Below are 15,852 nucleotides of genomic sequence, written 5' to 3'. Positions count from 1 at the left end.
TCACAATAACGTGTTAATAGAGTGTAATAAGCTGATTAATTTATCAGCAATGGCCATATCTTATTTCTGAATTACGTTATTTTGCTTTTGTGACACTGCTCGATATATATCAAATCACTGTTTTAAAAGCGTAAAAATAAATAAATAACAGGCATGGAAAAGCCGCCCACGGAATATTTTCCGTAGACGACAAGAGCAATAAATATAATTAAAGACCGAGCGCTTTTTTACCGGCGTTAATAACCTCGATAATTTTGTCCGTGTCGTAAATACACCCTTTCCAGGTGCCGCCGCTCACCGACTGTAATGCCGCCCACAGACGCGTATCGTCGGGTAAAAATTCATGGGCATGCAGTTCAGGATGCGGCTGGCGACGTGCCAGTTCAATGGCGCCCTCTTCCGGGGTGAGCGGCGTCAGTGGCGTGCCGATAAAGTTCACGCTGCCGGTCAGGGTAAGACGGTCCACCACAATCTCGATGATGTCGTTATCCCGCAGCTTACCAATCGGCCCACCGGCCAGCGCCTCGGGGGCCACATGGCCAAAACAGGCCCCGGTGGAGACGCCAGAGAAGCGGGCATCGGTGATCAGCGAGACCGTTTTACCCCAGGAAACATGCTTCAGCGCCGAGGTAAGCTGGTAGGTCTCCTCCATGCCGGTGCCGGACGGCCCGCCGCCGATCACCACCATGATGTCGCCCTGGGCGATCTCGCCGTTTTTGATTGCCTTGATCGCCCGGGCTTCCGAGACGAACACCCGCGCCCGGCCGGTATGACGGTAAACGCCATCCTCACCCACCACCGACGGGTCGATGGCCGTGGCCTTGATCACCGATCCTTCTGGCGCGATGTTGCCCACCGGGAAGGCCACCGTGGAGGTGAGTCCGCGGGCGTTTGCGCGCTCCGGAGGCAGGATCACATCATCCGGATCAACGCCGTCCTGCTCGCGCAGGCACTGGCGGAAGCGTTCCCGCCGCTCAGAGCCCTGCCACCAGTCGAGGTTTTCCCCGACGGTCTGGCCGGTAACGGTCATCGCATCCAGATGCAGCAGACCGAGATCGCGCAGATGGAGCATCACTTCCGGCACGCCGCCCGCAAGGAAGGCCCGCACCGTCGGGTGATAATCCGGCCCGTTCGGTAATACGCTCACCAGCCGCGGCACCTTGCGGTTGATCCGCGTCCAGTGTTCCACGTCCGGAATAGTGCAGCCCGCCGCGTGGGCAATGGCGGGGATGTGCAGCAGCAGGTTAGTGGAGCCGCCGAACGCGGCATGGATCACCATCGCATTCTCAATGGCTTTATCGGTGAGGATATCGCGGGTGGTGATGCCGCGGTTATCCAGCTCAATCACCGCCCGCGCGGACTGACGGGAGATCTCCAGCCACACGTCCTGCCCCGACGGAGCCAGCGCCGAATGGGGCAGCGCAAGACCTAAGGCTTCCGCCACCACCTGCGAGGTGCCCGCCGTGCCGAGAAACTGGCAGCCGCCGCCCGGTGTGGCGCAGGCGCGGCAGCCCAGCTCGGCAGCCTCCTGCAACGAGAGTTCATGGTTGGCGTAACGCGCCCCGATGGTCTGCACCTTGCCGGCATCCTCGCCAAAGGTTGGCGGCAGCGTGGCCCCGCCCGGCACCAGAATGGTCGGCAGAGTATGCATCGCGGCCAGGGCGATCATGGTGGCAGGCAGCCCTTTGTCGCAGGTAGCGACGCCAATCACCGCCCGGCGCGTGGGCAGGGAGCGGATAAGGCGACGAAACACGATGGCCGCATCGTTGCGGTACGGCAGGGAGTCAAACATCCCGTGCGTGCCCTGGGAGCGACCATCACACGGGTCGCTGACAAAGGCGGCAAAAGGTATTCCGCCGTTGCGGGTGATCTCTTTTGCCGCCGCCTGCATCTGCAGGCCAATCTCCCAGTGACCGGTGTGGTAACCCAGCGCCACCGGGCGGCCATCTCCCGCGCGGATCCCGCCCTGGGTGCCGATAATCAGCACCTCTTTGCCGGTGAGTTTGTTGGCATCCCAGCCCATCCCGGCGTTCTGCGTCATGCCAAACAGATTGCCGCTGGGGGATTCCATCAGCATCTGCGGGGTCAGGGGCAGTGCCCCCTGCGGCCCCGCCGCGTGGGTGATCACCGAATAGAAGGCGTCATCCTGCGGGGTAAAAATGGTTTCTATCGACATCGTGACCTTCCGGTTCAGCAGAGCTTGAGCTGTTGCAGCAGCGTTTTCAGCTGCGCCTTGCGCGTGTCATCCAGCGGCCCGGCAGGCGGCAGCACGTGGGTGGAGACCGGGCGCACGCACAGGGAAATCGCCTCTTTGATCACGTTCACAAACGGCGTATCCAGCTGATACATCTGCGGGATTTGCAGCAGGGTCTGATGATACTGCGCCGCCCGGGCCAGGTCGCCGTCGCGGAAAGCCTGCAACAGGTTGACTGACACCTGCGGGGCAAAGTTGCCGCTGGCGGAGATCGCCCCGTCGCCCCCCAGCAGCAGGGTGTTGAACAGGTGATCGTCGTAACCGCACAGCACCACAAACTGCGGGTGCGCCGCTTTGACGGTGAGGACCATGCTGCGCAGATGGGCCACCGAGTCGATGGTGTCTTTAATGCCCACGATATTGGCCCGGGAGTCCACCAGGGTTTTAACCAACTGCGGGGTCAGATCCTGCCCGGTCAGGGCCGGGAAGTTATAGAGGATCACCGGCAGGGTGACGCTGTCGGCCACCTGTTCGAAGTAGCGGATCAGGTTCGCTTCCGACACTTTCCAGTAATAGGGATTGATCACCACGATGCCGTCGGCACCGGCCTGCTGGGCGTGCTGGCTCAGCTCGATGGTTTCCCGGGCGTTAGTGCCTCCGGTACCGATAAGTACCGGCACACGATACTTCACGTGCGCGATGGCAAATTCGGCGATCGCTTTGCGCTCCGCGGTGTTGAGCTGGGAAAACTCCCCGCCGCTGCCTAAAAAGAACAGGCCATCGACACCGGCGTCGATCATATGGTCGATAAGCGCGGCGGTACCGGCTTTATCCAGCTTGCCGTCGGCGGTGAAGAGGGTGGAGACAGGGGGAATAATGCCCGAGAACTGTACAGTCTGCTGCATGCGATCTCCTTGCTGATTCATTTTGTTCTACATTATAGAACAGCGTTCGTTTATTTAACTTTTATACTAGAACGCGAAGAAAGCGAAGGACAATCAGGTAACACGAGGGTGTGTCTGTTTTTTAAGCTTGATCACAGAACGGAATGAAAGGATGAAACTCCCTCTCCCGACGGGAGAGGGGAAAGGCGTCAGGCCACCAGCATCTTCACAACCACTTTGCGCACCTGCGCCGGGTTGCCCACCGCGCACAGTGGCTTGTGGACTTCGCCGGGATAGAAGACCACGAAATCACCTTCGCTCAGCACCACGGTTTTCTCCTGCTCGCCTTCCGGCAGGAAAGCGATGTCTTTATCCGCCAGCCAGTCGGTGTCCGGCGTGCCGTTTGGCAGGGTGCTGAAGGTCATCCCTTCCTGGCCTTTCAGGACGATCTGAATGTCCAGATAACGGGCGTGGTACTCCGCGCGACGTTCGGCAAACGGCTGGGTCATGTCCTCGGAGACCAGATAGAACAGGTTGTTGCCGTCGATGTCATGTTTACCGGTCGGGGTAGCATCGGTTACGTGCGCTTTAACGTGTTCGATCGCCTGACGCAGTTCTTGTGGCAGCCAGGCCTGTAGATTATGAATATTACCAACGATCATGTTTAAATCCTCAATATAAAACATCGTTTCATTTTCAACTTTTATACGAGAATTTCAGCTGCCATACCACCACTTTTTGACCGGGATTTGCACTTGCGCATAACCATGCACGCCCAACCGTTTTCGCTGCGTAAAGTGTGCATTATTCGCTTGATCCGCGGGTCAGGCTGCGTATAATGCCCCACAATTTGCCAGGAGGAAGCATGCTCAAACATGTTCGACAGAGTGCCCCAGCGCGTCTTAAAGCAGACGCTGGCCTGCTGTTTTTCTTCCCGTTGCGATCCCTATTCCAGAAGCCCCTCATTTGAGGGGCTTTTTTTTGCCCGGCGTCAGGAGATAAAAATGAATCCGCTTTATCAAAAACACATCATTTCCATCAACGACCTCAGCCGTGAAGAGCTGGAGCTGGTTCTGGCAACCGCGGCAAAACTGAAAGCCAATCCACAACCGGAGCTGCTGAAGCACAAGGTGATCGCCAGCTGCTTCTTCGAAGCCTCCACCCGTACCCGCCTGTCGTTTGAGACCTCTATCCACCGCCTTGGGGCGAGCGTGGTGGGCTTCTCCGACAGCAGCAATACCTCGCTCGGTAAAAAAGGCGAAACCCTGGCGGACACCATCTCGGTCATCAGCACCTACGTTGACGCCATCGTCATGCGTCACCCGCAGGAGGGGGCAGCCCGCCTGGCGACCGAGTTTTCCGGCAGTGTTCCGGTATTGAACGCCGGTGACGGCGCCAACCAGCATCCAACCCAGACCCTGCTGGATCTGTTCACCATTCAGGAGACCCAGGGCCGCCTGGAGAACCTGAATATCGCCATGGTCGGCGACCTGAAATATGGCCGTACCGTCCACTCCCTGACCCAGGCGCTGGCGAAATTCAACGGCAACCGCTTCTACTTTATCGCCCCGGATGCGCTGGCGATGCCGCAGTACATCCTCGATATGCTCGATGAGAAAAAGATTCAGTGGAGCCTGCACGCCAGCATCGAAGAGGTGATGGGTGAAGTGGATATTCTCTATATGACCCGCGTGCAGAAAGAGCGTCTGGATCCGTCGGAGTACGCCAACGTGAAGGCGCAGTTCGTCCTGCGCGCCAGCGACCTTGAAGGCGCACGCGACAATATGAAGGTGCTGCACCCGCTGCCGCGTATCGATGAGATCACCACCGACGTGGATAAAACGCCGCACGCCTGGTACTTCCAGCAGGCCGGAAACGGCATCTTCGCCCGTCAGGCGTTACTGGCACTGGTTCTGAATCGCGATTTAGCTCTGTAAGGGGAAATGACAATGACACACGATAACAAACTCCAGGTCGAAGCCATCAAGCGCGGCACCGTAATTGACCACATCCCTGCGCAGGTGGGCTTTAAGCTGCTGACCCTGTTCAAACTGACCGAAACCGACCAGCGCATCACCATTGGCCTGAACCTGCCTTCCGGCGAGATGGGCCGTAAAGACCTGATTAAAATCGAGAACACCTTCCTGACCGATGAGCAAGTTAACCAGCTCTCCCTGTATGCCCCGGAAGCGACCGTTAACCGCATCGACGACTACGAAGTGGTGGGAAAATCCCGCCCGAGCCTGCCGGAGCGCATCGAGAGCGTGCTGGTGTGCCCGAACAGCAACTGCATCAGCCATGCTGAGCCAGTAAACTCCAGTTTTGCAGTGAAAAAACGCGCCAATGATATCGCACTCAAATGCAAATACTGTGAAAAAGAGTTTTCACATAATGTGGTGCTGGCCAACTAATTGAGGTGGCAATGCATGCCTGGCTTTCTATAATGGCCGGGACTTTTCGTATTCATTCAGGAGAAATCATGACCAAAGTACTCGCGACGGAAAATGCACCTGCAGCTATCGGCCCTTACGTTCAGGGCGTTGATCTTGGCAGCATGATCATCACCTCCGGCCAGATCCCGGTGAACCCAAAAACCGGTGATGTGCCAGAAGATGTCTCCGCTCAGGCGCGTCAGTCGCTGGAAAACGTCAAAGCGATCGTTGAATCCGCTGGCCTGAAAGTGGGCGATATCGTTAAGACAACCGTATTCGTAAAAGATCTCAACGACTTTGCTACCGTTAACGCCACCTATGAAGCCTTCTTCACCGAGCATAACGCCAGCTTCCCGGCGCGCTCATGCGTGGAAGTGGCGCGTCTGCCAAAAGATGTGAAGATCGAAATCGAAGCGATTGCCGTGCGTCGCTAATAGTTGATTTTAATATGCAAAAGGCAGCCCGGGTTGCCTTTTTTATTTTGTTAATACACAGCCATAAATAGACTTCAAGCATTTTCATCATTATTTTTCATCACCGATTGAAATGATCAATTTTTTATTCCAGGGGAAACTGACCCTGCCCAAAAAATTATTAGTCCCTTTTAATGGAATAAAAAATGAAACTGTCTAAAATTGCGTTGGCACTTGCCACACTCACGGTTGCTTCATCGGCTTTAGCACATGGCTATGTAGAATCTCCAGCCAGCCGCGCTTATATGTGTAAGCTTGGTAAAAATATTGATTGTGGTTCTGTTCAGTGGGAACCGCAGAGCGTTGAACGCACCTCTGGCTTCCCAACTGGCGCGCTGCCGCCGGATGGACAGCTGGCCAGCGCCGGTATTACGCAGTATTCTCAGCTCGATCGTCAGAGCCTGAACGCATGGACCAAAACTCCGATTACTGCCGGTAAAAATACCTTTACCTGGTATCATACTGCTCCACATAAAACCACCAACTGGCGTTGGTATATTACTAAACAAGACTGGAATCCAAATAAACCGCTGACCCGCGATCAATTTGAATCCACGCCATTCTGTACTGTAAATGGTAATGGCCAAGCACCAGCTCAGCGTCAGGAAATGACCTGTAATGTGCCACAGCGTACCGGCTACCAGGTTATTTACGCGGTATGGGAAATTGCCGATACCACTAACAGCTTCTACCAGGCTATCGACGTAGATTTCGGTAACGGCGGCAACGTGATCCCTGACGAAACCCCGGCTCAGGTATCCGAGTGGACGAAAACCCTGAACGGCCAGATCGCCGGTAATAACGTCAATGCAGGCGATAAAGTGATTGCCCGCTTCTTCGATGCTAATGGCGAAGTGGTCTCCATGCGCACCGAACTGACCATCTCCTCCGCTTCCCAGGGTCAGGCAAGCCAGTGGTCTTATGACCTGGCGCAGGCAATCAACGCCGCGCACAGCGATGTTCGCGTAGGTGTTAAAGATGAGAGCGGTGTGGTGAACCCGGTTCACGGCGCGAACAACGTCTATGTGAAAGATGGCAGCAACCTGAAATCTGTCGCGATCTCCTATGAAGAGCAGCAGGCTCAGGTGAACGAAAATATCGCTATCACCAACGTGCAGTTCTCCAAAATCAAGAACGGCGCAGCAACCGTGACCTTCCACGTGAATACCCAGGGCGATGTGAGCCTGGAAGCGCGTGCGATGAACCACGCGGGTGCGGAAAAAGGTTACCTGAAGCAGGAGATGAATAACGCCAACCAGGACGTGACCATGAACCTGACTGACGTGACTGCTGGTCACCACATGCTGAAATACTTCGCCACCAACAAAGATGGCGTAATGTTCGCGCAGGACGTGATCGACATGATGCTGGAGAACGAAGCGTCATCCGGTACTACAGGTAAATATGACTATACCTTCCCGCAGAACATCGCTTCCTACAAAGCGGGCACCGTGGTACTGCAGCCGAAAGACGGCAAAACCTACCAGTGTAAGAAAGCACCTTACAGCGGCTACTGCGTGCAGTACGCTCCAACTGCTAACCAGTTCGAACCGGGTGTAGGTTCTCACTGGCAGATGGCGTGGACCCTGAAGTAATAGGCTCTCCTGATGCCCGGTGAACAGGCCGGGCACAGGGGTCCGTGGTCTGTTTGCCGGGTGGCGGCTTCGCCTTCCCCGGCCTACGGAACCGAATTTTAGTCAGCCCGGTAAGCGTAGCGCCACCGGGCGTTTTTTTACTGATTGCGCGTCGCGCGCAGCAGTTTCTCCAGCGGATAGACCGCCGCAATCACCACTTCATCCTGAATCTGCGCCGCCTTATCCAGCTCGCCCTGAATCGACGCAATCTCCGTATCATCCAGCGTCCCCTGACGCGCCACCAGATCCGTTAAGCGCAACCCAATCGCCGCCAGCTTGTCCACCGTCTGGATCACCGGCGTTATCGCCTTCAGCTGATAACTGTTTTCGGCCAGCGCCAGCACGTCCGGCGTATTGTTCTGCCAGCGGTTAAAGAGATGGCGCAGCGACTCCGCGCTTTCGCTATCCTCAGCATCGCTCACCAGCCGCTCCACCCAGCGGTTCATCTGCCGCACCTGGTTGCTCTCCGGCGCGAGCGCGTCGGCCAGACGGTTTAGCGGCTCAAACAGATCGTAGTTCCCGGCCTGGAACTTCAGATGGTTACGGGTGTAATAGTGCGCAGGCTCCAGCGCCTGGGCGAGGATCGTCAGCGGCAGCGTGTCGGTGGTGTTCCCCAGACGCGTAAACTGTACTTGCTGGCGGGCATGCTGCTGCAACCCTACCGACACCGTCGACCAGCTATCCATCGCCTGCAGGCGGGTATACATGTTGTCGATATCCTTCACCTCCTGCGCCGACCACAGGCGTTCCGCCACTGCAAATGTCCGCGGCCACAGTTTGATATCCAGTACCGGCGCCGCCACGTTTTCCGCCCATAGCGCCGCCTCGCCGCCCAGCAGATTAGCCTGCTGGCTGGCGTCCGGCACCGCCGGGGCGATCCCTTCCGGCACCGCATCCAGCCGCTGGCCTGTCACCGGATAACGGCTGTTACCCAACAGGAAATAGCCGTCAATCTTGTCCTCTTTCACCGTCACTACCGGGCGGGTCTCCCCCATCCAGGTATCGACGGTGAAGCTCACCTGATTGTCGCTGCGCCAGACGATATCCTGCACCGCCCGCCGCGATTTGCCGCTGAAATCGATAAAGCCGCGCCAGCCCGCATCGCCTTTTATCAGGGTAAAACTGCCCTCCAGCGGCTTGCCCTTCAGGCGCGGCAGGGTGAAGGACCAGCTCTGGGCGCTGTCGCTGTCGGTAATGACAAGCACATTGTTCAGCCCCTGGGGCACGATCTCATTGCGATAGTGATAGGCGGTGTACTGGGGCTGATCGAGATAGAACCCGGTAGAGAGGATCCCTTTGTAGCCCTGCTTCGCCACTTCGCCCAGCGCGTCCTGCCCCTGCCAGGACTGGATCAGAATGCTTTTGGGCAGATCCGGGTGGAAGATCTCATCCCAGCCCACCATCTGGCGCTGATTTTTCTCAAGGATCGTCTCCAGCTTGCGGTTAAAGTACGCCTGCAACGCGTGGCTGTCCGCCAGCTTGTTGTCACGCATAAACTGCTGGATGGCGGGATTCGCTTTCCACTGGGTGTCGTCCACCTCATCGCCGCCGATATGCAGATAGGGATCCGGGAAGATCGCCGCCAGTTCAGCGATCATCGCGCCGGCGAAGGTGTAAGTCGCCTCTTTGGTGGGATCCATCACTGGCTTGAGCACGCCCCATTGCCGCTCCATTTCGTACGGGCCCGGGGCGCTCATCAGCTCCGGATAGGCCACCGCGATGGCCGACGCATGGCCGGGCATGTCAATCTCAGGCACCACGCGAATACCACGCGCGGCGGCGTAGCGCACCACGTCACGCATCTGATCCTGGGTGTAGAAGAGTCCGTCACTGGCGAGTTCGGTCAGTTTCGGGTAGCGCTTCGAGGCAAACCGCCAGCCCTGATCGTCGGTTAAGTGCCAGTGCAGCACGTTGAGTTTCGCCGCCGCCATGCCGTCGATCTGGCGTTTGATGTCCTCCAGCGGAATAAAGTGGCGGGCCGAATCAAGCAGCAGGCCGCGCCACGAGAAGCGCGGGGCATCTTCAATGGTCACCCACGGTACAGAGGTATTTTCCGGGCCGTTCTGCACCAGCTGAAGCAGGGTCTCCATGGCACGCAGCGCGCCGAAGCGGGTGTTGGCGGTGATATTTACCCCGCTGGCATCGACGGTGAGTTTGTAGCTTTCATCGCTGTCCGGTTTCGGCAGTGGTGCCACCTTGCGGGCGATGGCGATGGTCACCGTCGGTTTTTCCGGCTTATCGGCCTGCGGCTGGAGCGTCCAGCCGGTTTGCAGCGCCACCCGCTGGCGCAAACGTGCCACCGCGTCGCCAAGATCGTCCCCAGAGACGCTCACCTGGAAGTTATTGTTAATGACCAGTGCGCCCTGAGTGGCGGGACGTTCGACCTTTGCAGGCCAGGGCATCAGGGGGAGATCGCCTGCGGGAGCCGCAAACGCAGAAAAGCCGAGCATAAGCCCGGCGGTTAAGAGGCTGTACCGTAACATGAATGTTCCTTATTTGACGGGCCGAAAAAGGCAAAACATTCTGTTAACATGTGCGCAAATTTGCGTCAAGCACGGCGGATGATGGCGATCACAGGTTGTGGAATTTGGGAAGAAAGCCAGTAGCCGGGTAAGCGCAGCGCCACCCGGCAAAAATCACTGCCACCCGTACCGGCGGCTATAAAACCCTTTCACCAGCTGCGTCAGCGTCATATACCCGGCGAGGATCGCCACCAGCCACGGGAAGTAGCTGAGCGGCAGCGCCTGCAGTTGCAGGTAGCCTGCCAGCCCCGAGAACGGCAGCGCGATGCCGAGCACCATCACCAGCCCCGTCATCACGATCAGCGGCCAGGCGGCGCGGCTCTGGAGGAACGGAATGCGCCGGGTACGGATCATATGCACAATCAGCGTTTGCGACAGCAGCCCCACCACGAACCAGCCGGACTGGAACAGAGTCTGCTGTTCCGGGGTGTTAGCGTGGAACACAAACCACATCAGGCAGAAGGTCAGAATGTCGAAGATGGAGCTGATCGGGCCGAAAAAGAGCATAAACCGGCCCAGTTCTGCCGGCTCCCAGCGCTGCGGCTTCTGGATCTGATCGTCGTCGACGTTATCAAACGGGATCGCCACCTGCGAGATGTCGTACATCAGGTTCTGGATCAGCAGATGCAGCGGCAGCATCGGCAGGAACGGCAGAAATGCGCTCGCCACCAGGACGCTGAAGACGTTGCCGAAGTTGGAGCTGGCGGTCATTTTGATGTACTTGAGCATATTGGCGAAGGTACGGCGACCTTCGATCACCCCCTCTTCCAGCACCATCAGGCTCTTCTCCAGCAGAATGATATCCGCCGCCTCCCGGGCAATATCCACCGCTCCGTCGACCGAGATGCCGATATCCGCCGCACGCAGCGCGGGGGCGTCGTTAATGCCGTCGCCCATAAAGCCCACCACGTGCCCCTCACGCTTCAGCAGAGTGACAATGCGCTCCTTGTGCATTGGCGTCAGGCGTGCAAAGAGCGTGGTGCGCTTTGCAAGCAGCGCCAGCGCATCGTCCGAGAGGGCGTCTATTTCGCTGCCCGTCACCACTTCGCCTGCATCCAGCCCCACGTCGCGGCACACTTTCGCCGCCACCAGCTCGCTGTCGCCGGTGAGGATTTTCACCGTGATGCCGCTCTTTTTCAGTGCCTTTAACGCCGGTGCGGTGGTCTCTTTTGGCGGATCGAGGAAGGCGATATACCCTTCGAGGATCAAATCGGATTCGTCGATACGCTGATAGTCACCTTCCCGCGCGGGCAGGAACTTGCTGGCGACCGCCACCACCCGCAGCCCCTGGCGGTTCAGGTTGTCGGTGACGCGTTTGATGCGTCGCAGCATGGTCTCATCCAGGGGAACAATTTCACCGTGATGCCGCACCTGGGTAGATACATTGAGGATCTCCTGTAATGCCCCTTTGCAGATCAGCTGATGCACGCCCTGCTCTTCACTCACCACCACCGACATGCGGCGGCGTTCGAAGTCAAAGGGGATCTCATCCACCTTCTGCCAGCGGGATGAAAGGGCACGGGCGGTGGCTTCATCCACCCCTTCCAGCACCGCAACGTCGAGCAGGTTTTTCAACCCGGTCTGGTAGTGGCTGTTCAGCCAGGCGGTTTCCAGCACCCGCTCGCAGATCTTGCCTGCGATGTCGGTGTGGTGCTCCAGCACGATCTTGTCCTGGGTCAGGGTGCCGGTTTTGTCGGTGCAGAGGATATCCATGGCGCCAAAGTTCTGAATGGCATCGAGGTGCTTGACGATCACCTTCTGCTTAGAGAGTTTTACCGCTCCACGCGCCAGGGTCGAGGTGACAATCATCGGCAGCATCTCCGGGGTGAGCCCCACCGCCACCGAGAGGGCGAATAGCGCGGCCTCCCACCAGTCGCCTTTGGTGTAGCCGTTAATCAGCAGCACGATGGGGGTCATCGCCAGCATAAAGCGGATCAGCAGCATGCTGACGCGGCCAATCCCCTGCTGGAAGGCGTTGGGTTCGCTCTCCTGCTCGCTGACGCGCCCGGCCAGCTGCCCAAACCAGGTGTTGCCCCCGGTGGCGATCACCATCGCCTGCGCTGTGCCGCTGACCACCGTGGTGCCCATAAAGCAGAGGGTGTCGCACTCCAGCGGGTTTTTCTGCTGCGGATCGCGGCTGTGGGCGACTTTCTCTACCGGCAGGGATTCGCCGGTCAACGACGCCTGGGCCACGAACAGGTCGCGGGCCTGGATAATGCGTAAATCTGCCGGGATCATGTCCCCGGCCGCCAGCTTCACCAGATCCCCCGGCACCAGCTGATCAATGGGGATCTCCTGCCAGCCGCTTTCCCCTTTGTCGTTGAGGGTGCGCAGGACGGTGGCGGTATTACTGACCATCGTCTTCAGGGCATCCGCCGCGCGGGTGGAGCGGGCCTCCTGAATAAAGTTCAGCAGCGTGGAGATGCCCACCATCAGGGCGATCACCCCGGCGGCAAACAGGTCTTCTGTGGCATAAGAGATAAGACCAAGCACCGTCAGCAGCAGGTTAAAAGGGTTGCGGTAGCAGGCCCACAGATGCACCCACCAGCGGGCCGGTTGTTGCGCCGGGATGGTGTTTTCGCCGTGAAGGGCGCGGGTAGCCTGAACCTCGGCGGCGGTGAGCCCTTCCGGGTGGCTGCCAAACGTCCGCCACAGGGCGGGCTCATCCATGGCGGCAACCTGCAGGCAGTGGGCGGCAAGGGTGGCGGGAATAGCGGCATCACTTTTGCCGGTTGCCATAGGGGTGCGCTGCACCAGACGGCGCGGCAGGTGACGGCTCAGCCGGGTAAACAGCTGCTGTGTGAAATTTTTGAACATAACAAGTCCCCCGCACCCGCAAAAAACGGGCGCAGTTTTGCCTTCAGACGTGACAGAGCCACACCTGAGCGGCGATATCAGTTATGCAGGGACGCGGGAATACGTCACTGCCCTACGCATCCGGTAAGGCAGTGAAAAGGCTTACCGGAGTGAACGGGTTCTCCCTGTCGGGAGAGGGGTGGGATCGGGATCCATACAGCCTCCGGTAAGAAAAAAAGGTAAGTCGGTGCGCACTATAGCGTTTTAGCCATACCGCGTACGGCAATTCGGGCGGTATGATAACGGCCGGGTATTAAACCAAACGTAAACCAGACATTGCCCATTGCACAACCCGGGACCCGACTTAGGATTAATGATTATTTCATTGATGCATAACAGGATATAAAGCATGCAGAACCGCCTCACCATTAAAGATATTGCGCGTCTGAGCGGCGTGGGTAAGTCCACCGTCTCACGGGTGCTGAACAACGAAAGTGGTGTCAGCCAGCGCACGCGCGAACGGGTCGAGGCGGTTATGAACCAGCACGGTTTTTCCCCTTCCCGCTCGGCGCGCGCCATGCGTGGGCAGAGCGATAAAGTGGTGGCGATCATCGTCACCCGTCTGGATTCGCTTTCAGAGAACCTGGCCGTACAGACCATGCTGCCCGCCTTCTATGAGCAGGGCTACGATCCGATCATGATGGAGAGCAAGTTCTCGCCGCAGATGGTGGAAGAGCACCTCGGCATGCTGAAACGCCGCAACATTGATGGCGTGGTGCTGTTTGGCTTTACCGGCATCAATGAAGAGATGCTCATCCCCTGGAAGCCGTCGCTGGTGCTGATGGCGCGGGATGCCCGCGGGTTTGCCTCCGTATGCTATGACGACGAAGGGGCGATTCTCACCCTGATGCAGCGCCTGTATGAGAGCGGCCATCGCCATATCAGCTATCTCGGCGTGCCGCACAGCGATGTTACCACCGGTCAGCGCCGTCATGCTGCCTACCTCGCGTTTTGTAAACAGCACGCGCTCCCCGCCGTAGCCGCGTTACCCGGCCTTGGCATGAAGCAGGGTTATGAAAAGGTGGCCGACGTGCTGACCCCGCAGACCACCGCCCTGCTCTGTGCCACGGATACTCTGGCTCTGGGCGCAAGTAAGTACTTACAAGAACAGCGAATCGATAACCTGCAGCTGGCGAGCGTGGGCAATACGCCGCTGATGAAGTTCCTGCACCCGGAGATCATCACCGTCGATCCCGGCTACGCCGACTCCGGTCGTCAGGCCGCCAGGCAATTGATTGAGCAGATTAACGGCCGTAGCAAACCGCGTCAGATCGTCATTCCCGTCGCCCTCTCCTGAGCGTCATAAGAGGCTTTATTGTGATCCTCGCCCGATTTCGGGAACGTTCCCATTTTCCGAATTATGCTGAAAGAGTAGGCTTGCCCCCAGTCCATAACCCCTACCATCTGTCATGAGGTTTCATGATGAGCAAAGTAAAACAAACGGATATCGACCAGCTGATCGTGCTGGTTGGCGGACGTGACAATATCGCCACAGTCAGCCACTGCATTACCCGCCTGCGTTTTGTGCTGAACGACCCGGCCAAAGCCAACCCGAAAGCGATCGAAGAGCTATCGATGGTGAAAGGCTGCTTCACCAACGCCGGACAGTTCCAGGTGGTGATCGGCACCGAGGTGGGCGACTACTACAAGGCGCTGCTGGCCACCACCGGTCATTCATCGGCGGATAAAGAGCAGGCCAAAAAGGCCGCGCGCCAGAATATGAAGTGGCATGAACAGCTCATTTCACATTTCGCGGAGATTTTCTTCCCGCTGCTGCCGGCGCTGATCAGCGGCGGCTTGATCCTCGGCTTCCGTAACGTGATTGGCGATGTGCCAATGAGCGGCGGCAAAACCCTGGCGCAGATGTACCCGGCGTTGCAGAGCATCTATGACTTCCTGTGGCTGATTGGCGAGGCGATCTTCTTCTATCTGCCGGTAGGGATCTGCTGGTCGGCGGTGCGCAAAATGGGCGGTACGCCAATCCTCGGCATCGTACTGGGCGTAACGCTGGTCTCTCCGCAGTTAATGAACGCTTACTTACTTGGTCAGCAGGTACCTGAGGTGTGGAACTTCGGCCTGTTCACCATCGCCAAAGTGGGCTATCAGGCGCAGGTGATCCCGGCCCTGCTCGCGGGCCTGGCGCTGGGGATGATTGAAACCCGTCTTAAGCGTATGGTGCCAGACTACCTCTACCTGGTGGTGGTGCCGGTCTGCTCCCTGATCCTCGCGGTGTTCCTCGCCCACGCCTTTATCGGTCCGTTTGGCCGCATGATTGGTGACGGCGTGGCGTACGCGGTGCGTCACCTGATGACCGGCAGCTTCGCCCCGATTGGCGCCGCGCTGTTTGGCTTCCTCTATGCTCCACTGGTGATCACCGGCGTGCATCAGACCACCCTGGCGATTGATATGCAGATGATCCAGAGCCTCGGCGGCACCCCGGTGTGGCCGCTGATCGCCCTGTCGAACATTGCGCAGGCCTCGGCAGTCACCGGCATCATCATCGTCAGCCGTAAGCATAACGAACGTGAGATCTCGGTTCCGGCGGCCATCTCCGCCTATCTCGGCGTCACCGAACCGGCGATGTACGGCATCAACCTGAAATATCGCTTCCCGATGCTCTGCGCGATGATCGGCTCCGGGCTGGCGGGCCTGCTGTGTGGCCTGAACGGCGTGATGGCCAACGGCATCGGCGTCGGCGGTCTGCCGGGCATCCTCTCCATCCAGACCGCCTTCTGGCAGGTCTTCGCGCTGGCGATGGCCGTGGCGATCGTCGTGCCGATGGCGCTCACGACCGTTGTCTATCAGCGCAAGTATCGTCAGGGCACATTGCAGGCGGTTTAATCTTCTTCGGGGCGCA

12 protein-coding genes are annotated in these 15,852 nt (G+C 58.2%); 7 read left to right on the top strand and 5 right to left on the bottom strand.

The window, feature by feature from the left end:
• Window positions 1–208: 208 nt before the first annotated feature.
• The 3 genes from ACOKCT_RS04935 to ACOKCT_RS04925 form a co-directional block, all read right to left on the bottom strand.
• Entirely contained in the window at window positions 209–2,176 is a 1,968-nt protein-coding gene (locus ACOKCT_RS04935) for a YjhG/YagF family D-xylonate dehydratase (protein WP_420193209.1), read from the bottom strand.
• Between the two features lie 14 nt (window positions 2,177–2,190).
• On the bottom strand, window positions 2,191–3,099 hold the full coding sequence (locus tag ACOKCT_RS04930) for a dihydrodipicolinate synthase family protein (protein ID WP_420193208.1): 909 nt from the start codon (window positions 3,097–3,099) through the stop codon (window positions 2,191–2,193).
• Window positions 3,100–3,287: 188 nt separating this feature from the next.
• Window positions 3,288–3,740, bottom strand: coding sequence for a YhcH/YjgK/YiaL family protein (locus ACOKCT_RS04925; protein ID WP_420193207.1), 453 nt, complete (start codon window positions 3,738–3,740; stop codon window positions 3,288–3,290).
• Window positions 3,741–3,916: 176 nt separating this feature from the next.
• On the opposite strand from ACOKCT_RS04925, the gene ACOKCT_RS04920 reads away from it, so the two are divergent.
• The 5 genes from ACOKCT_RS04920 (at window position 3,917) to gbpA (ending at window position 7,578) form a co-directional block, all read left to right on the top strand.
• Window positions 3,917–4,048 carry a pyrBI operon leader peptide gene (locus ACOKCT_RS04920; RefSeq protein ID WP_370463881.1) on the top strand — a complete coding sequence of 44 codons (132 nt, stop codon included), beginning with the start codon at window positions 3,917–3,919 and terminating at the stop codon, window positions 4,046–4,048.
• Between the two features lie 34 nt (window positions 4,049–4,082).
• Window positions 4,083–5,015 carry an aspartate carbamoyltransferase gene (gene pyrB / locus ACOKCT_RS04915; protein WP_420193206.1) on the top strand — a complete coding sequence of 311 codons (933 nt, stop codon included), beginning with the start codon at window positions 4,083–4,085 and terminating at the stop codon, window positions 5,013–5,015.
• 12 nt (window positions 5,016–5,027) lie between these two features.
• The gene (pyrI, locus tag ACOKCT_RS04910; protein ID WP_103823058.1) at window positions 5,028–5,489 is read left to right on the top strand and encodes an aspartate carbamoyltransferase regulatory subunit; all 462 of its coding nucleotides are present in this window, start codon (window positions 5,028–5,030) and stop codon (window positions 5,487–5,489) included.
• 68 nt (window positions 5,490–5,557) lie between these two features.
• Entirely contained in the window at window positions 5,558–5,944 is a 387-nt protein-coding gene (gene ridA / locus ACOKCT_RS04905; RefSeq protein WP_103823057.1) for a 2-iminobutanoate/2-iminopropanoate deaminase, read from the top strand.
• 185 nt (window positions 5,945–6,129) lie between these two features.
• Window positions 6,130–7,578 (top strand): N-acetylglucosamine-binding protein GbpA, encoded by a 1,449-nt coding sequence (gene gbpA, locus ACOKCT_RS04900; RefSeq protein ID WP_420193205.1) that lies wholly within the window; start codon window positions 6,130–6,132, stop codon window positions 7,576–7,578.
• A gap of 137 nt (window positions 7,579–7,715) precedes the next feature.
• Here the strand turns inward: gbpA and ACOKCT_RS04895 are convergent, their stop codons facing one another.
• Both ACOKCT_RS04895 and mgtA read right to left on the bottom strand, forming a co-directional pair.
• Complete coding sequence (locus ACOKCT_RS04895) at window positions 7,716–10,100, bottom strand: beta-N-acetylhexosaminidase (protein WP_420193204.1); 2,385 nt, start codon at window positions 10,098–10,100, stop codon at window positions 7,716–7,718.
• A gap of 153 nt (window positions 10,101–10,253) precedes the next feature.
• Entirely contained in the window at window positions 10,254–12,956 is a 2,703-nt protein-coding gene (gene mgtA / locus ACOKCT_RS04890; protein WP_420193203.1) for a magnesium-translocating P-type ATPase, read from the bottom strand.
• Window positions 12,957–13,344: 388 nt separating this feature from the next.
• Between mgtA and treR the strand changes: the two genes are divergently transcribed.
• Window positions 13,345–14,292, top strand: a complete 948-nt coding sequence (gene treR, locus ACOKCT_RS04885; RefSeq protein WP_220435242.1) for a trehalose operon repressor TreR — start codon at window positions 13,345–13,347, stop codon at window positions 14,290–14,292.
• A gap of 125 nt (window positions 14,293–14,417) precedes the next feature.
• A complete protein-coding gene (treB, locus tag ACOKCT_RS04880) occupies window positions 14,418–15,836 on the top strand; it encodes a PTS trehalose transporter subunit IIBC (RefSeq protein WP_220436662.1) in 1,419 nt (472 codons plus the stop codon).
• The last annotated feature ends 16 nt before the right edge of the window (window positions 15,837–15,852 follow it).

Source organism: Leclercia sp. M-A074-M (genome assembly GCF_965195605.1).
Taxonomy (GTDB): Bacteria; Pseudomonadota; Gammaproteobacteria; order Enterobacterales; family Enterobacteriaceae; genus Enterobacter.
This window is presented reverse-complemented; position numbering and strand designations above follow the sequence as displayed.